Here is a 17,563-nt window from a genome sequence, read left to right as displayed (position 1 = left end):
CTCCGATTCTGCTGGACGCCCACGGCGCTCCCCCTCTCCTGGCGGAACCCCGACTCTTGCTGGGAGTTTCCTGAGAACAATTCAAACGAACGGGACCCTAGCCCACGTACGCACGACGTCCCTACCGAGACCCGCCGATCGGCGGGGCCACGGCCCCCCGCACCCCCACCACCCGGCAACCGAGAGCACGTCGACGCGCGTCCGCCATGACCTTCGACGTACGCCGCGCCGACGCGGTTGCGTGCGCCGGTCAGCGCTTTGCGCGGGGAGCACGACCCATCGCGGCTTCCAGGCGGCGGAGCATCGACTCGTCCGCCACTGCCTCCAGGGCGATCAGCAGAATCTCCAGCGTCATCCGGTCGTCGTCCGCGACCGCTCGGGCGATCCGGTCCACCAGCTCGCGCTGCCGGTGGACGGCGATTCCGGTGTCCATTGCTCTCTCCTCCGAACGGTGAGCCGCCCTGGATCAGCGCTCCGGCGCCTGCGCGGCGAGAACCCGTGGAAGCCGCTCGGCGACCTCGTCGGCGAGGTGCTCGAACGCCCGCCGCAGGAACGGGCCCGCGAGGCGGGCGGCGCCGTGGAAGCGCAGCTCGGCCCGGTAGACGAGCAGGGTCCGATCGCCCGCCGACTGCAGCGTCATGTCGTCGGTCGCGGTGACGGTGCGGTTGCGGCCGACGAAGACGAGCCGGTCCGCGTCGTAGCGTTCCAGGGTGTAGGTGAGCCGGGTACGGCGGCCGCGGAAGCGCGAGACGTTGAGCCAGGTCGCGCCGGCCGTGACAGGCCCGCCGTCGATCCGGTCGCAGCTCTCCGTTCCCGGATCCCACGCGGGGGCGTTCCCGAAGTCGGCGAGGTACGCGATGACCTCGTCGGCCGGACGACCGATCGTGATGCTCCGTTCGACGGTGACCATCGTCGCGTTCCTCTCTCGCGGCCCCGCTCCTGCCCTCACCCCGGTCTTCGTCGCGCACCGGCGATCGGATGCCTTCACGCGGGTCACACCGTGAGGAGCCGCTCGATGTGGTCCAGGGCGCTCGGCAGGTCGTGGGGTCGGATCAACTCATCCGGTATCCGCCGTGGCGCCCAGCCGGGCCCTGCGACGAGCACGGTGGGGCGCGAGCGGCTGCCGCGGCCGCCCCACGCGACCTCCGCGGTCTGCCGGGCGAGCGGGTGGTCCGCCGTGTGCGCGCTCTGGGCCCACAGCGCGACGGCCGCGGGCCCGGTCCGGCGGACGGCTTCGAGGAGGGCCGGCGCGGGAACGGCCGGACCGAGGATCAGGCAGGGCAGACGGCGTTCGGCGAGTCCGGCGACGAGGGCGTCCAGCGGCAGGGTGTGGAGTTCGCCCGGCGTCCCGGCGAGCAGCGCGCAGGGGCCCGGTCGGGCGTCGCCCTGGCGGTCCGCGACCACGCGAAGCGCGGTCGAGACGTGCCAGGAGAGCAGGTGCTCGACCTCGACGTAGCGGTCCCCACCGGTGGCCCACTTCCGGCCCGCGGCGCGCAGCGCGGGCGCCATCACCTCGGTCCACGCGGTGACGGTCCCGAGGTCGGCGACCACCGTGCGGAGGATCCGCGACACCTTCGCCGCATCGAGCCGGACCGCGGCCCGCGCCAGCCCGCGGCACTCGGGCCGGACGGGTCCGACCGGCAGAGCGGACCGGCCGCCCGGCGCGGCGGGTCGCTCGGCGCCGGGCGACGGGACCTCGTCGGCCTCGGCACCTCGGCTGGCGCCGGCCGGATCGGCGGCCGACCGCAGGGCCACGCGCGCCGCCTCTCCCGGTGCCACCCCGCGCGCCGTCAGACCGCACATCACGTCGAGCACGGCGACGTCCTGCGGGCTCCACCGGCGGTGCCGGCCGGTCTCGTGATCCGTGGGGCCGACGCCGTACCGACGCTCCCAGGAGCGGACCGTCGCCGGTGACACCCCGAAACGGCGGGCCACGTCCCCCGTCGTGACCCGCGCTCCCCGGTGCTGATCGCCCTCACCGCGCACGGGCCGTGACACGTCGTCAGGCGCGAGCCGTGACACGTCGTCAGGCACGACGCCGGGTCCGGGCGGTCGGCGCTCACGGACCCGTGCGTGCTCGCCTCGGGCCACGGAGATCAGCCCCGGTCCAGCCGAGCGAGCCGCCGGAAGCCCCAGACCGTCCCGGCGGCGCCCAGCACCGCCGGGACGGCCGCCGCCGCGCTGTAGGCGCCCGCGCAGAGCAGGCAGCCCGCCGTCACGACCGCCGTCGTCGCCACCCAGACGACCAGCGGCAGCGGGCGCCAGGCGAGCCGGATCACCGCGTTCCGACGGCGTCCGAGCAACCGGTCCAGCGCCGGATCGGTGGTTCTGAGAACCGCCTCCATCTCACCGAGGAGGTACCGCTCGCTGCTGCTGAGTCGGACGGCCATGACCTTCCCACCTCCGTCAACGGTGCCGGTCCGAGCCTCCCAGGCTTCCCGGTCCTGGTCCTCTTGCCTCGCTTGTGCAGCGGTACCGCGGCGCCGACATGACACGGCACGGAGCCAGGCGTTCCATGCTGAGCAGGGCGCCGGGCCTAGCGTGGGCCGTGTCGCCCGCTGCCCGAGGCGGGTCCACGAGGCGAGGTGGCAATGGGTACGGGGCCGTCGGTGGTGGCGGGGCTGTCCGTAGGGCGTCGGGTGGGGCTGCTGCGTGAGGCGTTCGGCCTGTCGCGGGCCGAGGTCGCGGACGCGGTGGGACGCAACCCCGACTGGCTGCGAACCGTCGAAGCGGGCCGTCAGCGCATCGACCGACAGGCGATGCTCGTCGCGCTCGCGGACGCGCTGGGCGTGTCGACCGGGGAGCTGCTGGGCGTGCCCTGCGGGCGGGAGGACCCCGTGGCGGGTGCGACCCACCGGGCGCTGCCGGCCCTGCGGCGTGCGGTGCTGCGGACGGCACTGCCGCCCGGGCCGGCGGCGCAGCGCGGGTCGGCCGGCGGTCTGCGCGGCCGGCTCTCGGCGGTGACCGGCCTGCGGCGGGAGGCGCGGTGGACGGACCTCGCCCTGACGCTCCCCGCCCTGCTGGACGACCTGCGCGCGGCCGAGTCACCCGAGGTGACGGACCTGCTCGCGGCGGCCCTGCACGAGAGCGCCCTGCTGGCGAAGCGGCTCGGCGCGCACGACCTGGCGGCGTTGGCGGCAGCCGAAGCGCGGCGCAGTGCCACGGCGGGCGGGGACCCGGCGCTGGTGGCGTCCACCGTGTGGCTGCAGGCGGAGGTCGCCCTCAGTGCGGGGGCGACGGACGAGGCCGCCGCGCTGCTGGAGGCGGGACTGGCGGCCGCGGGCGGGTTGCTCGGCCGCCAGGACCGTCACGCCTGGGCGGTGTGGGGCACCCTGCACCTGGTCTCGGCCGTCCTGGAGGGGCAGCGCGGACGCCAGGCGGAGTCCTCCGGGCACCTGGCGGAGGCCGCGGCGGCCCTCGCGCACACCGACGCGTCGACGGCCGGAGCTACCGGTTTCGGGGAGGGCGAGTGGGCCGTCCACACCGTCCACGCCGCGCTGGAGCTCGGCGAGGACCTCGGGGCGCTGGAGCGGATCGACGGGATGGACCTCGGCGACCTGCCCGCGGAGCGCCGCGCCCGGCACGGCATCGACCGGGCGCGCGTCCTGGCCCGTGTGGGCGACGCCGCGGGCGCGGCCCGCGAACTGCTGGCCGCCGACCGGGTGGGCGCCCAGGTCGTCCGGACCCACCCCCTGGTCGCCGAGCTGCTGCGCACCGCGCCCGCCGCCGCGGTGGCCGACGCGGCCGCCACGCTCGGGGTACCGCTCTGATCCCACCCCTCCCGCGGCACTTCGCGCTGCCGGAATCCGTTCGGCCGGTCGGCTCCGAACAGGTCGTACCCGCCGGCATCGGCCGGGACGGGACGCGGTGACCGAGGAGGCGTGATGGGCGCGGACGGTGCGGCGGATGTCGTGGTGGTCGGGGCCGGTTCGGCAGGTCTGGCCTGTGCGCGGGACGCGGCGGCGGCCGGACTGCGGGTGCGGCTGCTGGAGGCGTCGGACGGGGTGGGCGGGCGGATGCGCACCGATCGCGTGGACGGGTTCCGGCTGGACCGCGGCTTCCAGGTGTTCAACACCGCCTACCCCCAGGTCAGGCGCCGCGTGGAGCTGGGGCCGCTGCAACTGCACCGGTTCACCCCGGGATTCGTCCTGGCCGGTTCGCGCGGGCGGTTCCGGTTCGCCGATCCGCTGCGCCGGCCCGACCTGGCCGGGGACCTGCTGACCGGCCGGCTGCTGCCGCCCCGGGACGCGCTGGCGCTCGGCCTGCTCGGTGCGCGCGACCGGCTGCTGCCCGCCCGTACGCTGCGCGGCGGACGGGACGTGTCGACGGCAGCGGCGCTGCGCGCCGCCGGGGTGTCGCCGCGGACGATCGACACGATGCTGCGGCCGTTCCTCGCCGGGGTGTTCCTGGAGGACGCGCTGACGACCTCCAGCCGCGTGTTCCACCTCTACTGGCGCAGCATGATGCGCGGGACGCTCGCGCTGCCCGAGGCCGGGATCGGAGCCGTGCCGGCGGCGCTCGCCGCACAACTCCCCACAGGAACACTGGAGTTGGAGACCCGCGTGGTCGGCCTGGGCGAGCACGGCGCGCTCCTGGACGACGGCCGCGAGGCCGCGGCGCGCTGCGTGGTCGTCGCCACCGACCCGGTCACGGCAGGGGCGCTGCTCCCGGGCCTGCCGGTGCCCGAGCTCCGGGCGGTGACGACCTTCTACCACGTGGCCGAGGTCAGCCCGCTGCCCGAGCCGATGCTGCTGGTCGACTCCGACCGCCAGCTGCTCAACTCGGTGGTCCTTTCGGAGGTGGTGCCCGGCTGCGCGCCGCCGGGGCTCTCGCTGGTGTCGACCTCGGTGCTGGGCACGGACGCCGACGAGGCGGCGGTCCGGTCCCGGCTCGCGGAGCTCTACGCCTGTGACACCTCGGGCTGGCACCCGCTCGCCACGTACCGGATCCCGAGCGCCCTGCCCGCCATGCCGGCCCCGCACCCGCTGACCCGCGGCAGCCGCTGGTCACCGGGCCGGTACGTGTGCGGCGACCACCGCACGACCGGCTCCGTCCAGGGCGCACTCGCCTCGGGAGCCCGGGCCGCCCGCGAACTCCTGGCCGACCTCGCGACCGGGTCACTTCGCTGACGGCCCGCGCCCGGATCAGGGAGCTGACGGTCCACCAACCGCGCGGTGGCCCGCAGCACGCGCGCTGCGCTCATCGCGGCGGACCGGCGATGCCCGGCCGGGACGCGGGGCCGGCGAGGGCTCCCCGGTTGTCCGGTGCGGCGGACTCCGCGGCGGACTCGGGGTGGCGGTGGCGCCAGTAGGGGTTGTCCCGCGGCAGCCTGCCACTGACCCGTCCGTACATCCCGAACGTCGCGATGACCAGGCCCATCACGAAGCTGAAGACGACGTTGGGGATCCGGAAGGCCAGGACGTTGGCTCCCGAGTCCAGCAGGGCGAGGTTGACGAAGCCGCTGAGGACGAACAGCCCTCCCACCACGATGTTGACGGTCGAGGCGGTGTTGCCGCCGATCACGGCCCCGACGATCAGGCACGCGGCCGTGGCGATCGAGACCAGGCTCAGCAGACCGTTGCTCGACAGCCCCGCCACGCTCTCACCGGTGGTGCTGAAGAACGACAACCCGTCGGCCAGGCCCAGGCACCCGAACACCAGCAGGACCACCCCGCACAGACCGGCCCCGACCCGGTAGACCTGCGCGAGCCGGTGGTCGACGGGAAGCTCGTCGCGGAAGTCCATGACTGCCCTCCATCCGTTCCCGGAGACGAACGCCTCCGCGTCCCACCGTCGCCAACGGCTTCCCGGGGCGAAAGTTGCAGCGTTCCCGCACCGCTTCGCACGCACGCCCCGTCAGACCCGCTGCACCAGCCGGAAGCGCTGCGCCACCACCCGGGTGTCGTCCTCGACCGTGAACTCCGGGTCGCCCAGCTCCGCCCGCACCTCCGCGCTGTGCCACAGCCGCTCGTGCACGGCCCGCCACTCGGCCAACGACGCGTAGCCCTCGCCCTCGTCGAGCACGTGCCGCAGGTCCACGTCCGCAAGCCGGACCGTCCGAACCTCCGTCAGCTCGATCACCGCGACCCGCCGCCCCTCCGAGTCGACCACCGCCCACAGGTGGCCCACCTCGGGCAACGGCTCGTTCTCCCGCTCGTACCCCACCGCCAGCGCAGAGGTGGAGGTCTTGGCACCGGACAGCACCGCAGCCACCAACTGGTCCCGCAACGGCCCGGGGAACTCGAACTCCATCACGGGAAGATCATCGAGGTTCACGCCTCGCAGACTACCGATGTGACTGGCCATCAGCGCACCAAGGGGGTCGTTGCCGCTCCCCTTGGTGCGCTGATGGCCAGTCACATCGGCCCCTCTGACGTCGCAAATCGCCGACTGCCCCACCGCCCCTCGCACGCCACACTGCAACGACGTGCTTCATCGGGCCTACCGGCGCGGCAGGCCGGGTCAGCCGCGGTAGCGGTGGGCGCGGCGGCCGAGGACACCGGGGGTGCAGGCGAATATCCCGCCGGCCAGCGGCTGTTCGGCGAGCTGAGCGGGGGTGAGGTTCTCGGTGGCGGTGGTGATGTACAGCGTGTCCAGGTCGGGGCCGCCGAAGGCGCAGCTGGTGGTCACGGTGGCCGGGACGCGGACGACCGTGTCGAGGGTGCCGTCGGGCAGGTAGCGGCGGACCGTGCCGCTGAAGGCCACCGCGACCCACACCCCGCCCTCGGCGTCGACCGCGAGGCCGTCCGGCACGCCGTCCTCGGTGGTCACGAACGGGCGGGGGTCGAGCAGCCGGCCCTCGTGGTAGCGGTAGGCGCGGACCTCGCGGGTCGGACTGTCCGCGTAGTAGGCGGTCGTGCCGTCCGCGGACCAGTCGAGGCCGTTGGAGATGGTGACCGACGGGAGGGCGGTGTGCACGGTGTGGTCCGGGTCCAGGCGGTGCAGGGTGCCGCGGCCCGGCTCGTGCGTGAACGCCATGGTGCCAGCGAGCAGCCGGCCCTCGGGGTCGCAGACGGCGTCGTTCATCCGCAGCTCGCCGCCCTCGGAGTCGAGGTCGGCGATCCGGGTCAGCTGCTCGCCGTCCAACACCGCGAAGCCGTCGGCGACGGCCAGGACGAGCCCGCCGGACTCGCGCAGCGCCACCGCACCGACCGGTAGGCCAGCCTCGAAGAGCGTCCGCTCCCCGGTGGCCGGGTCCCACCCGTGTACCCGGCCGGCCAGGATGTCGACCCAGCGCAGGATCTGGTGGCGGTCGTCCCAGAGCGGACTCTCGTTGAGGTGGGCGCGGTCACGGACGACCGGCTCGGCGTGCAGGGTGCGGGGCATCGGGGCTCCTGGTCGGGCGGGTACGGGGTGGCCGGTGAGGGCGGCCGGTCTCAGGAGAGAACGATGCGGTGATGCGTGGTCAGCCTGCGCCGCACCCGGGATCGGCGGGTCGTAGGCGATGCCCCCGCCGCCCCCGGGAGGAAGGGTAACGGCGGGGCCGCCCCGGGCGCGACCACCAGCACGCACCCCCCGTCTGCCGGGTCAGGTCGTCAGTTCGCCCCGTCGTAGTGGCGGTGCATGGTCACACTCGGGCCGGACTTCGCCAGGGGGGACATCCCCGCGGCCCTGGGGGCGGTCAGCGCCTCGTGGTCGAGGATCGCCTTCACCTGGGCGGCCAGGTCGTCGGCGCGCTGTTTGACGACGGGGATCGGGTCGTGCGAGGCGCCAAGCGCGTCCAGTCTGCGGTGGATGGCGGCCAGTTGGCCGCTGGCCCCGGGGCTGAGCCGGAACGGCTGCGCGGTGGAGACGATGAACTGGTAGGCGCCGGCCAGGGTCTGGCAGCTGGGGCACTGCTCGTTGACTGCTCGGCCGAGGTTGGTGGCATTGAGCCGGACGTCGTCCCCGGCCATGGTGACGATCTGGAAGGACAGCGCGATCGACCGGCACGGGTGCGGGGTCGAGCAGCCGGCCGAGACGGCGGTGGCCCGGTTGTTCGCGCCGACGCTGAACACGGTGCCGAGTTGGTGGACGGTGAACGAGTCCTCGTACTGGTCCGGATGTACGCGGCTGGCGTGCGTGGTCGCGCGGTCCGCGAAGGCTGCGACGCCGCGGCCGGGGTGGTCCGAGAACGGGACGGCGCCGGCGGGCGCGGCAACGGCGAGTACGGCCAGGCACGCGCCGCTCAGCACGCCGAGGCGTCCGGCCGTCCGACCGATGATCGAACTCCGTTGCGGAGTACGGTGCTTCACGAATACCTCCTGAGGGTGTGCACGGGATCCGGCAGCTGTTCGGCCGAGGCGTGCGGGGCGGTTGGCATGCGGCGGTGCGCTGCCGCGGGCGCCCGCCAGCGCGAGAGCGGGCGGACGAGGATCCGGCGGAGCAGCCGGGCGACGGTCCGAGCGGCGAGGTAGGTGCCTCCGACCAGCGGGCACAGCAGGGTGAAGGTCCCGATGGCGTCGACCGCCGCGGTGGAGAACCGCCCGTCCGAGAAGGCGGTGAGGGCGTCGGCGCCCTGCGCGGCGAGCGAGTGCGCGGCCGCGGCGAGGATCCTCGGCAGGTGCCACAGGACGTAGCCGAGCTCGCCGACGAGCAGCGGGACCATGGTCAGTACCCAGCCGGTGACCACCGCGCGGGCGGACTTCTTGAGGTCGGCGACCTCGGGTCTGACGGGGCGTCCGGGCAGCAGGCTCAGCAACGTCGGCCGGATCCTGCCGAACAGGTCGGGGACGCCGGCGAGGTCACCGAGGATGAAGTACCCGTCCAGGCGCACGACCGGCATGAGCTGTTCGACGATCTCGACGTGCGCGACGAGCACCGCGGCCAGGAACAGCGGCCGGCCGGTGAGGGCGTAGCCCCCGGCCAGGCCCAGTATGAAGACGACGTTGAAGTAGACGCCGCCGAGATCGGTGCGCAGCCGACCGGCCCGGCCGATCCGGTACACGTCGGTGACGTCCGTGTAGAGCGAGGGCCACAGCACGTACAGGCCGCAGCCGATCGGGCCCGGCTGTGCGCCGCCGTAACGGCAGGCCGACGCGTGTCCGAACTCGTGGAACAGCAACGAGGCGACCGTGAGGCCGAACACGGCGAGCAGGAGCACGGGCTGGTCCAGCACCTGCAGCACGGGACCCATCGCCCCGTGGACGGCGAACAGCCAGACGTCCAGGGCGACGGCGGCCGTCAGGACGACGGCCACCACCCACGGGCGGTGCAGCCAGGCCAACGACCGGGCGATCCGGACGACTTGGCGCTCACGCAGCAGCACGCGGCGGCCGGTGAGGGCGAGCAGGAGGTCCGAGCGAGGGGCGCCGACCGGGTGGCCGTCGCCGCCGGGCGGTGCGGTGATCCCCATCGGCCGGAGCTTGTGCTCGACGAGGTAGTCGACGTTGTCCGCGCTGACCTCGCGTCCGTAGCGGGCGCTGACCCGGTGCGCGATGGCCTCGGTGTCCCGGACACCGTCGATCGATCCCGCCACCAGGTGCAGCAGCAGGGTCAGTTGCACCACCTGGCCGTCCCCGCGACGAGCGAGGTAGCGGGGCTCGGTGAACCCGCTGCCCTGGTACTCGCCGTGCAGCCGCAGCCCGGTGGTCAGTCGCGGCACCGGGAAGGGCGCCGCCGGCCGGCGGCCGCCGGCCGCCGTCGGTAGGTCTCCAGCCACGCTGGACCCGTCCTTCCTTGTGGGCGGACCGCGCCACGGGGCGCGGTCCGCCCACGTGCGGGCTGTTACCGCTGGTACACGTTGACCGACTGCGCCGCCTCGGACTGCGCGACCGCGAGCGGCGAGTAGTCGTTCACGGCCCACGACTCGTTGTGGGCGTGGACGAAGGCGACGTTGGCGTGGACCTTCACGAACTTCAGCCGTCCCAGCGCCTCGCGGCTCGGCAGCAGCTCCACGGTCTCGGCGTCGAGCTCGGTGACGTTCATGCTCATGGCAGTGCCTCTCTATCGGGGCCGGGGAGGTCCCCCGACTCCTGTCCAGTCAGATCGGACGTTCTGTCCGACGAGATTGGACGCTAGTCGCTCACCGGGGGCGACGACAAGCACAGACACGAACACGTTGCGCCACCGCCGCTCGATGGAGCGAAATCGGCAGGTGGGATGCGTGATCGCATGGACGGCGCGCCGTACGCCCGTAGAATCGGGGCCACCCGGACGTGTTCCGCCGGCTCCGACAGCAGGAAGCACCCCATCCCGTGGACAACGCACTGCAGCGAATGATGAGGCGCCAACTGGACGCGCAGGGCTGGTCCTACGGCGACGTCGCCCGTCGCGGCGGCCTCCCCCGCTCCACCGTCCACCACCTCGCCACCACCGAGCGCCTGGTGCGGATGCCGCAGCCCGCGACGCTCGAACGCCTCGCCGCCGGGCTGGAGTTGCCACTCGACGCGGTGCGGCGCGCGGCCGCCGAGACCTGCGGGATCTACCTGTACGCGGAGGGCGAGCCCGGAGCGAGCACCGATCCCGAGGTCGCCACCCTCATCGCCAGCCTCCAGCAGTTGTCCGCCGCCGACCGGCAGCACGTGGCCGCACTCGTGGACTCCCTGCTGCGGCGCAGCCGACAGCCGGAGTAGCGCCCCCTCCCCCACGCGCGGCATCGGCGGCGTGGTGCGCGAGGGGGTGGCATGAACCCGCCCGCCGTGAACCCGGGCACGACATACCGCCGTTCGAGGGTCGAAAAGGATAAAAATCGGGAGATCAGGGCTATCGTCTTCTCCTACCCGAGGCTGTGAGCCGCACGAGCCTCCGGCACGTGCAGCGTGCTCGTCGGACACGGAGGCGATGGTGCTCGTCGTCCACGGAGGCTCGACCACCGCGATCGTCCGCGACCGCACGGGCCAACCCGTCGTCCTGCTGTCAGGTCCGCACCCCGGGGCCCTCACCTCGGCCATACTGACCAGCCTGCGCAACCTGGCCGCCGCCGTGCTGACCGCAGGGGAGACCGAGCGTCTCGAACACTGCCTCGCCGCGCTGCGCCGCGGCGACCTGATCAAGCACAGCCGCATGGAGGTCGAGGGCGTGGTCCTCACCCTCTACGGCGAGGTCTGAGCACCCCGCCGGCGGGACCCTCGAGAAGCTGGTGCCGGGGATCGTGACCATCGTCGCGTGCGGGCAGTCCTCCACCGTGCGCCGCGCGTGCGCGCCCTGGGTTCGTCCGCTGGCGACATGCCGATGCCCATCAACACGGCCGGGCCCGTGAAGGCTCCGGTCGCCACCCTCTCGAGCGCGACCGTGGCACCCATGCTGAAGCGCGTCGCCCACCCGAGCGGCGTGCCGGGCCAGGGTGCCGATCGTGATGATCCCCGATCCGGGACGAGTCTGCTCCCCGGCGCTTTCCCGACATGATCTGACATACCGTCATGATGACTTCTCGGAATACCGCTGCGATCCGTGGTGGCCCTCTCAGCGGCAGCGGCGCATGTGCACCGACCGCAACCGCTTCGCGCGGTGCAGGGAGTCATCGCAGATGGTCGCGGAAGCGGCGCGTCACTGCTTCGCCATCGGAACCGGCGAAGCCACAATGCGGTATGGCATCAGGTCCGCAGCCGGTCGCTCCGCCCCCGCTGACGCCGGTTCAGGCCACTGCACGGGGTGAGCGGTGGTGGCCCGTGGCGCTGGCGATTCTGGTCGCCGCGTTGCTCCACGTCGGGCTGCCTGCGAAGTACCGGGTGAGCCCCACATGGGTGGTCCCGGTGGTCCTGGTCGTGTTGCTGGCCGCGCTGATCATCGGGGACCCGGGCCGCATCGATCGCGTGAAACCATGGCTGCGGATCACGACCGGCGTCGTCATCGCCTTCATCACGGTGGCGAATCTGTACGCCGCCGTCCACCTGATCGCCGACATCCTGACCAACAACAAGCTGTTCGCCAACAACGCCACCGGGCTGCTGGCCACCGGCGGAGTGATCTGGGCCACGAACGTGATCGCCTTCGGCCTGTGGTACTGGGATCTGGATCGCGGTGGTGCCGCTGCCCGCGCGCACCGACCGTATGCGAATCCGGCGTTGGTGTTCCCCGAGATGCAGCACACGACCTACGTGCCGACCACCTGGGTGCCGATCTTCGCCGACTATCTGGTGCTCGCGTTCTGGACCGCCACCGCGTTCAGCCCCACCGACATCTCCGCGATCAGACGGTGGGCCAAGCTGTTGATGATGACGGAAGCAGTGGCGTCTCTCGGAATCGGCGGGCTGGTGATCGCCCGCGCGATCAACATCCTGCAGTAGGAGCACCTTGACTGCTACCGGCCGACGGTTCCCGGCGGTTCACGTGGTCCCGCGGCTTCGTCGACGAGGCGGCCTTCCGGCTCGTGCCGGACGCCGGGGCCCGCCGCCGGGGGCTGGTGGAACGGTTGCTGGCGGAGCTGCCGCACACCCGGGCCGTCGACCCGGCCGATCCCGAACACTCTCGACCTGCACGTGGCGGGCGACATCGACGTCGAAGGAGCCGACGACCTCGACATCGAACGGCTCCTCCCCTCCCTCGGACCGCACGACGAGGACGCTCCCTAGAGCCCACACGCAGCGGGCGGGTACTCATGCGGGAGGTGAGTACCCGCGCTCTGCGACGGGTCCGGGCCGGCTCGGGAGACTCGGGGCATGCGCTCGAAGCCCCTGAATCCCGTCCGTTCCCTGCTGCTGGCCTTGGTGCCGATGACCGCGTGGGCTGCCTGGCTGGGTTGGGACCAGCTCCGCGACATCCACCCCGACGGCTCGGTGACCGGGCCGTACGAGGCCTGGCAGGTGATCGGGCTGGTCGTGACCCTGCTGCCGGCGGTCGGCTGGGCTGCGTTCCGGCGGTACGTGGCGGACGCGGTGGTCGGCACCACGGCCGGCTTGACCGCCGCCCTCGGGTACGACTGGTCCGACGACGGGAGCGGGCTGTTCGTCATCGGGGCCGGCCTGGCCGCAGCCGCGACGCTCGCCGCGACCACCGCGCTCTGCGCCCTCGTCGTCACCCTCACCCCGGACCGCCCGCGGGGGTGACCCCGCCGCCCTCGGCCAATGGGTCACGGCCGTCCGCCGCGCCGACTCGACCGCCTTCGCCGACGCTGTGCGCGACCACGACGCGCCGCTCCGCCGCCGCATCGCCGCGGCGCGCGCGGGTCGGCTCGTCCGGCAGGCTGGTGGCACCGATGAGTTCTCGCTCCTCGAACCGTCTACCGGTTGACGCGACCGTTCTCGACAGGAGTGCCATGTCCACCATCCAGCCAGTGATCCTGACCGCCGACCAGGACGTCCTGCGCGACTTCTACACGAACCTGTTCGGCGCCGAGGAGGTCTTCCGGGTACCGGCGGACGGCCCGGCGTTCTACCTCGGCCTGCGCATCGGCGACACCGACCTCGGGCTGGTGGCCAGGGCCGACCTGGGCGCCGCCGCGGCACCGCGGCTCCTGCTCAGCATCGCCGTCGACGACGTCGACGAGACCCTCGGCCGGGTGGAGGCGCTGGGCGGCTCGGTCGGCGGCGGTCCCACCGACATGCCCTGGGGCCAGCGCGTCGCCCACATCAAGGACCCGGACGGCAACGCGGTGAACCTCACCCAGCCGACCCCGGTCACACCCGCCCCGCCGCACTGACACCGACCCGGTCACGCAGCCAGGCGAGCTTCCGGACGAGGTGGATCTGCCGACCGCCGTCGCGGCCATTGAACCCGGGCCCGCCGTACTCGGCCTCGACATATCGACAGCGTGCCGACGACGTCCTCGGTCCGGTCCGGGTGCAGGCTCAGGTAGGCGGCGATCTCGGTGCACAGGGGTTTCGAGGTCGTCGTCCTGCACGCTCAGGCCACCCGGACACTGGCTCGCCTGGGCCGTCGGGAACCCGAGCGGGGCAAGCCAGGCGGGGACAAGGTGATGCCGAACTCTGACGGGGTGTCACCGGCCATGCTTCCGCTGCTGCGGTGCCACCCGTCCGCCGATGAGCACCCCGGCCGCGCCCTGCCGCCGGACGTCGCGCACTGCTTCGACCACCGCGCACACGTCCCGTCCGCCCACTGCGGCCCAAGCCCCGCCCGCCCACTTCTTCCTGACGACTCGTGTGGGCGACCGGCACTCTCAGGCGGACTCACGACGGACGAGGTCGGTCGGAATGATCAGCGGCTCGTCGGGTATCGGCGTGCCCCCGAGTTCGGCCAGCAGCAGCGTCGCCGCGGCGCGGCCCATGGCGCGCATCGGCTGGCGCACCGTGGTCAGCGCCGGGTCGGTGCTCCGCGCCAACGGCAGGTCGTCGAAGCCGACGACGGCGACGTCGTCCGGGACGGTGCGGCCGGAAGCGCGCAGCGCGCGCAGCGCCCCGGCGGCGATCTGGTCGTTGTGCGCGAAGACGGCGTCGAACTCCGCCCCCGCGGCCAGGGCGTGTTCCACGGCCTCGTGGCCGGTCCGTTCGGTGAACTCACCCTCCAGCACGAAGGTGGCCGGCAGCACGTCCTGGAAGCCGGACAGTCGCTGGCCGACGCACCCGAAGCGCACGGGGCCGGTGATCACCAGGGGCCGCCTCCGGCCCGCCGCGTGGAGGTGGGCCGCGGCCTGGGCTCCGCCGGTGTGGTTGGTGGTGGCGACGGAGGGGAGTGCGGGGCGGTGGTGGCCGTGGTCGTCGATGAGGACGACGGGCATGCCGCGGCTGCGCATCTCCTCGATCGCGGGCAGGCTGCGCTCGGGCACGATCGCCAGGAGTCCGTCGCAAGCCCGGGCGGAGACCTGGGCGGTGAAGTGCGCCATCGACGCCGGGCCGCCGCCCGCGGTGAACAGCATCAGGGCGTAGCCGGCCGCCTCGACGGTATCGGCGACGCCCTGCAGGACCTCGCCCATCCACGGCCATGTCACCGATGGCGCGAACATCGCGAGAGTACGACTGCTGCCGCGGGCGAGCTGCACGGCGCCGAGCCGGGGGACGTACCCGAGCGCATCGATCACTTCTCGAACGCGGGCAGCGGTTGCGGCGTCGACGTCCGCGCCGGCGTTCAGGACCCGAGAGACGGTGCTCTTGCTGACCCCTGCCTGACGTGCGACGTCAGAAATGGTGACGGTCAAAGGGATTGCCTCCTGGACCGGTCGGCGCGACCGTCCGGAACCGGTCCCGGAACCGGTTCCGGACGGTGGGACCGAGTCAACAGCCGCTCCAGCCCGGCGTCAAGACTTCGATCCAACACCGACGAATCGTCAGAGGCCAGGCGGCATAAGCACGTTGAGCGTTCAAGACCCGAAGACGCCGACTCTTGACGCGTCTGGTTCAGACCTTTAGGTTCCCGGCTCAGACGAGCGAGGTCCGACCGGGCCACGAGCCGCGCCCAACACCACACGGCCAAGACCACACCGGCCACTGCCCCTCCCGCCATCGCCCCACCGGCCCTCGCTTCCCCACGCACGCCCCACCGACGAGCCCCGCACGCCTGTCGAGAGGACCCCCATGCCCATCCGCCCCCACCGGACCGGCGAACTCCGGCCGCTGTCGCCCGCCGCAGAGAGCCTGAAACGGCTCCTGCCGGCCGTCCTGGCCCTGATCGCGCTACTGCTCGGCACTGCGGTACCGGCCGCCACCCAAGCCGCGGCGGCCACACCGGACTTCCGCGTCATCGCGTTCTACAGCGGTGCCTGGGACGCCGCCCACATCGACTTCGACAAGGAAGCCAACGACTGGTTCCCGAAGACCGCCGCGGCGAACAACTTCACCTACACCGCCACCACGAACTGGGACCTGCTCGCCAACGGCGGCGTCGACGCGTACAACGTCGTCCTGTTCCTCGACGACGCCCCGCAGACCGCCACCCAGCGCGCCGGCTTCGAGCGCTACATGCGCGGCGGCGGCGCCTGGCTCGGCTTCCACGTCTCGGCCTTCACCACCAGCGCCTCCGACTGGGACTGGTACTACAACCAGTTCCTCGGCAGCGGCAACTTCCGCTCCAACACCTGGGGTCCGACCACCGCCGTGCTGCGCACCGAGAACGGCTCCCACCCCGTCGCGGCCTCGCTGCCCCCGACCTGGACCTCGGCGGTCAGCGAGTGGTACTCGTGGTCGAACAACCTGCGGGCCAACCCCTCGATCAAGGTCCTGGCCTCCGTCGACCCGTCCAGCTTCCCGCTCGGCAGCGACCCCAACCAGGCCTGGTACAGCGGTGATTACCCGATCATCTGGACGAACACCCAGTACCGGATGGTGTACGCCAACTTCGGCCACAACGCGATGAACTACTCGACCAACACCCGCACCTCCTCGACCTTCGCGTCCGCCACCCAGAACCGCATGCTGATCGACGCGCTCAAGTGGCTGGGCAAGGCGCCGGTCACCACCGACCCTTGGTACAGCCTGACCTCGCAGGCCAACGGGCTGTGCGTGGACGCCCGCGCCGCCGCGACCGCCAACGGCACCGCGATCCAGCAGTACACCTGCAACGGCACCACCGCCCAGCACTTCCGGCTCACCGCCACCGACAGCGGCTACGTCCGCCTGGCCGCCCGCAACAACCCCGACCAGGTCGTCGACGTCACCGGCGTCTCCACCGCCGACAACGCCCCCCTCCAGCTGTGGACCTACGGCGGCGGCACCAACCAACAATGGCGCCCCGTCGCAGAAGCCAACGGCACCCAGCACTTCGTCGCCCGCCACAGCGGCAAGTGCCTCACCGTCGCCACCACCGCCGCGACCAACTCCGTCCAACTCGTCCAACGCACCTGCGACAACTCCCCCGCCCAGAGCTTCCGCCTGACCGCCCAACCCCGATCCCCCACCCCGGGGCCGGTTGCACCCCGCACCCGGCCCCGCCCGCGCGGACACGACGAAGCCCCCACCACCGAACCTAGGTTCTAGTGGTCGTTGCAACACCCCAGTTCAAGGGGTGCGATGGACTTCGAGATTCGGAAGGATCGGGGCGCCAAGGGGCCACGTCTGACTCGTGAGCGGGAGGCATACTTCCACCTCATGCGTCAGGGGTACCGCAGCAGAGAGGCCTGTCGAATCGTCGGCATCGATGTCCGGACGGGCAAGCGGTGGCGCAACGCCGGGCCGACCGGCGCCAACCGCGGTTCACCGACCCGATGGTCATGATCAGCGAGCGCCCCGCCGAAGCCGAGGACCGGGCGATCCCCGGGCACTGGGAGGGCGATCTCATCGTCGGCAAGAACGGCGCCTCCGCGATCGGCACCCTGGTCGAGCGCACCACTCGCTACGGCATGCTCCTGCACCTGCCGAACGGCCGCACCGCCGAACACGTCCGCGACGCCCTCGTGACCACCGTCCAGGCCCTGCCCGGCCACCTGCGACGCTCACTGACCTGGGACCAGGGCTCGGAGATGGCAGCCCACGGCTCGTTCACCGTCGCCACCGGCGTCCCGGTCTACTTCTGCGACCCCGCCAGCCCCTGGCAGCGCGGCTCCAACGAGAACACGAACGGCCTGCTCCGGCAGTACTTCCCCAAGGGCACCGATCTGTCCGGCCACAGCCCCGAGCACCTGACCGCCATCGCGGCCCGGCTCAACGGCCGCCCACGCGAAACGCTCGGCTGGGAAACCCCAGCCGAGCGCCTGCATAGACTGATCGCCGCTTGATCAACTAACCACGTGTTGCAACGACCGCTGGAAACCGCCGAA

At 72.7% G+C, this 17,563-nt stretch carries 19 protein-coding genes and 2 pseudogenes; 9 read left to right on the top strand and 12 right to left on the bottom strand.

Annotated elements, in window-relative coordinates; all coding sequences use genetic code 11:
* Positions 1-250 precede the first annotated feature (250 nt).
* The 5 genes and pseudogenes from ACWD4U_RS16040 to ACWD4U_RS16020 form a co-directional block, all read right to left on the bottom strand.
* Entirely contained in the window at positions 251-433 is a 183-nt protein-coding gene (locus ACWD4U_RS16040) for a hypothetical protein (RefSeq protein WP_363454242.1), read from the bottom strand.
* A gap of 33 nt (positions 434-466) precedes the next feature.
* A complete protein-coding gene (locus ACWD4U_RS16035) occupies positions 467-910 on the bottom strand; it encodes an SRPBCC family protein (protein ID WP_363454240.1) in 444 nt (147 codons plus the stop codon).
* A gap of 83 nt (positions 911-993) precedes the next feature.
* Entirely contained in the window at positions 994-1,755 is a 762-nt protein-coding gene (locus ACWD4U_RS16030; RefSeq protein WP_449787208.1) for a B12-binding domain-containing protein, read from the bottom strand.
* Between the two features lie 9 nt (positions 1,756-1,764).
* Positions 1,765-1,935: pseudogene (locus ACWD4U_RS16025) on the bottom strand (MerR family transcriptional regulator); the annotation flags it as partial.
* Between the two features lie 161 nt (positions 1,936-2,096).
* Positions 2,097-2,390: a DUF3040 domain-containing protein gene (locus ACWD4U_RS16020; RefSeq protein WP_363454236.1), complete on the bottom strand. Its 294-nt coding sequence runs from the start codon at positions 2,388-2,390 to the stop codon at positions 2,097-2,099.
* A 249-nt stretch (positions 2,391-2,639) separates the two neighbouring features.
* Here ACWD4U_RS16020 and ACWD4U_RS16015 point away from each other — a divergent pair, with 249 nt between their 5' ends.
* Positions 2,640-3,770 carry a helix-turn-helix domain-containing protein gene (locus ACWD4U_RS16015; RefSeq protein WP_363454234.1) on the top strand — a complete coding sequence of 377 codons (1,131 nt, stop codon included), beginning with the start codon at positions 2,640-2,642 and terminating at the stop codon, positions 3,768-3,770.
* A gap of 114 nt (positions 3,771-3,884) precedes the next feature.
* Positions 3,885-5,129, top strand: coding sequence for an NAD(P)/FAD-dependent oxidoreductase (locus ACWD4U_RS16010; protein WP_363454232.1), 1,245 nt, complete (start codon positions 3,885-3,887; stop codon positions 5,127-5,129).
* A 70-nt stretch (positions 5,130-5,199) separates the two neighbouring features.
* Here ACWD4U_RS16010 and ACWD4U_RS16005 read toward each other — a convergent pair whose 3' ends face one another.
* From ACWD4U_RS16005 to ACWD4U_RS15980, 6 genes are all read right to left on the bottom strand, one after another.
* Complete coding sequence (locus ACWD4U_RS16005) at positions 5,200-5,745, bottom strand: DUF4383 domain-containing protein (protein ID WP_363454230.1); 546 nt, start codon at positions 5,743-5,745, stop codon at positions 5,200-5,202.
* A gap of 111 nt (positions 5,746-5,856) precedes the next feature.
* Entirely contained in the window at positions 5,857-6,252 is a 396-nt protein-coding gene (locus tag ACWD4U_RS16000) for an ASCH domain-containing protein (RefSeq protein WP_363454426.1), read from the bottom strand.
* A 210-nt stretch (positions 6,253-6,462) separates the two neighbouring features.
* On the bottom strand, positions 6,463-7,326 hold the full coding sequence (locus ACWD4U_RS15995) for an SMP-30/gluconolactonase/LRE family protein (RefSeq protein ID WP_363460594.1): 864 nt from the start codon (positions 7,324-7,326) through the stop codon (positions 6,463-6,465).
* Between the two features lie 209 nt (positions 7,327-7,535).
* Complete coding sequence (locus tag ACWD4U_RS15990; protein WP_363460592.1) at positions 7,536-8,234, bottom strand: hypothetical protein; 699 nt, start codon at positions 8,232-8,234, stop codon at positions 7,536-7,538.
* Positions 8,231-9,640, bottom strand: coding sequence for a hypothetical protein (locus tag ACWD4U_RS15985; RefSeq protein ID WP_363460590.1), 1,410 nt, complete (start codon positions 9,638-9,640; stop codon positions 8,231-8,233). Before ACWD4U_RS15985 ends, ACWD4U_RS15990 begins: the two co-directional genes overlap by 4 nt.
* Before the next feature lie 65 nt (positions 9,641-9,705).
* Entirely contained in the window at positions 9,706-9,906 is a 201-nt protein-coding gene (locus tag ACWD4U_RS15980) for a hypothetical protein (RefSeq protein ID WP_363460596.1), read from the bottom strand.
* A gap of 230 nt (positions 9,907-10,136) precedes the next feature.
* Here ACWD4U_RS15980 and ACWD4U_RS15975 point away from each other — a divergent pair, with 230 nt between their 5' ends.
* From ACWD4U_RS15975 to ACWD4U_RS15955, 5 genes are all read left to right on the top strand, one after another.
* Positions 10,137-10,553, top strand: a complete 417-nt coding sequence (locus ACWD4U_RS15975) for a helix-turn-helix domain-containing protein (protein ID WP_363460588.1) — start codon at positions 10,137-10,139, stop codon at positions 10,551-10,553.
* A 208-nt stretch (positions 10,554-10,761) separates the two neighbouring features.
* On the top strand, positions 10,762-11,028 hold the full coding sequence (locus ACWD4U_RS15970) for a hypothetical protein (protein ID WP_363460586.1): 267 nt from the start codon (positions 10,762-10,764) through the stop codon (positions 11,026-11,028).
* Between the two features lie 560 nt (positions 11,029-11,588).
* Positions 11,589-12,206, top strand: coding sequence for a hypothetical protein (locus tag ACWD4U_RS15965; RefSeq protein ID WP_363460584.1), 618 nt, complete (start codon positions 11,589-11,591; stop codon positions 12,204-12,206).
* Positions 12,207-12,578: 372 nt separating this feature from the next.
* The gene (locus ACWD4U_RS15960) at positions 12,579-12,965 is read left to right on the top strand and encodes a hypothetical protein (RefSeq protein WP_363460582.1); all 387 of its coding nucleotides are present in this window, start codon (positions 12,579-12,581) and stop codon (positions 12,963-12,965) included.
* A 209-nt stretch (positions 12,966-13,174) separates the two neighbouring features.
* The gene (locus ACWD4U_RS15955) at positions 13,175-13,558 is read left to right on the top strand and encodes a VOC family protein (protein WP_363460580.1); all 384 of its coding nucleotides are present in this window, start codon (positions 13,175-13,177) and stop codon (positions 13,556-13,558) included.
* A 477-nt stretch (positions 13,559-14,035) separates the two neighbouring features.
* On the opposite strand, the gene ACWD4U_RS15950 is transcribed toward ACWD4U_RS15955, so the two are convergent.
* A complete protein-coding gene (locus tag ACWD4U_RS15950) occupies positions 14,036-15,010 on the bottom strand; it encodes a LacI family DNA-binding transcriptional regulator (RefSeq protein ID WP_363460578.1) in 975 nt (324 codons plus the stop codon).
* Positions 15,011-15,386: 376 nt separating this feature from the next.
* Between ACWD4U_RS15950 and ACWD4U_RS15945 the strand changes: the two genes are divergently transcribed.
* Together ACWD4U_RS15945 and ACWD4U_RS15940 are read left to right on the top strand one after the other, a co-directional pair.
* The gene (locus ACWD4U_RS15945; protein ID WP_363460576.1) at positions 15,387-16,784 is read left to right on the top strand and encodes a ThuA domain-containing protein; all 1,398 of its coding nucleotides are present in this window, start codon (positions 15,387-15,389) and stop codon (positions 16,782-16,784) included.
* Between the two features lie 191 nt (positions 16,785-16,975).
* Positions 16,976-17,521, top strand: a pseudogene (locus tag ACWD4U_RS15940) (IS30 family transposase); the annotation flags it as partial.
* Positions 17,522-17,563: the final 42 nt, after the last annotated feature.

It is taken from the genome of Kitasatospora sp. NPDC002522, from assembly GCF_053595195.1.
The sequence above is the reverse complement of the archived record's forward strand: the minus strand, read 5'-3'. Positions and strand labels throughout refer to the sequence as shown.

Bases quoted from the DNA above. Each gene is read 5' to 3' on its own strand.
- ACWD4U_RS16040 (WP_363454242.1), bottom strand. From the start codon at position 433: ATGGACACCGGAATCGCCGTCCACCGGCAGCGCGAGCTGGTGGACCGG.
- ACWD4U_RS16035 (WP_363454240.1), bottom strand. From the start codon at position 910: ATGGTCACCGTCGAACGGAGCATCACGATCGGTCGTCCGGCCGACGAG.
- ACWD4U_RS16020 (WP_363454236.1), bottom strand. From the start codon at position 2,390: ATGGCCGTCCGACTCAGCAGCAGCGAGCGGTACCTCCTCGGTGAGATG.
- ACWD4U_RS16010 (WP_363454232.1), top strand. From the start codon at position 3,885: ATGGGCGCGGACGGTGCGGCGGATGTCGTGGTGGTCGGGGCCGGTTCG.
- ACWD4U_RS16005 (WP_363454230.1), bottom strand. From the start codon at position 5,745: ATGGACTTCCGCGACGAGCTTCCCGTCGACCACCGGCTCGCGCAGGTC.
- ACWD4U_RS16000 (WP_363454426.1), bottom strand. From the start codon at position 6,252: ATGGAGTTCGAGTTCCCCGGGCCGTTGCGGGACCAGTTGGTGGCTGCG.
- ACWD4U_RS15995 (WP_363460594.1), bottom strand. From the start codon at position 7,326: ATGCCCCGCACCCTGCACGCCGAGCCGGTCGTCCGTGACCGCGCCCAC.
- ACWD4U_RS15980 (WP_363460596.1), bottom strand. From the start codon at position 9,906: ATGAACGTCACCGAGCTCGACGCCGAGACCGTGGAGCTGCTGCCGAGC.
- ACWD4U_RS15970 (WP_363460586.1), top strand. From the start codon at position 10,762: ATGGTGCTCGTCGTCCACGGAGGCTCGACCACCGCGATCGTCCGCGAC.
- ACWD4U_RS15960 (WP_363460582.1), top strand. From the start codon at position 12,579: ATGCGCTCGAAGCCCCTGAATCCCGTCCGTTCCCTGCTGCTGGCCTTG.
- ACWD4U_RS15955 (WP_363460580.1), top strand. From the start codon at position 13,175: ATGTCCACCATCCAGCCAGTGATCCTGACCGCCGACCAGGACGTCCTG.
- ACWD4U_RS15945 (WP_363460576.1), top strand. From the start codon at position 15,387: ATGCCCATCCGCCCCCACCGGACCGGCGAACTCCGGCCGCTGTCGCCC.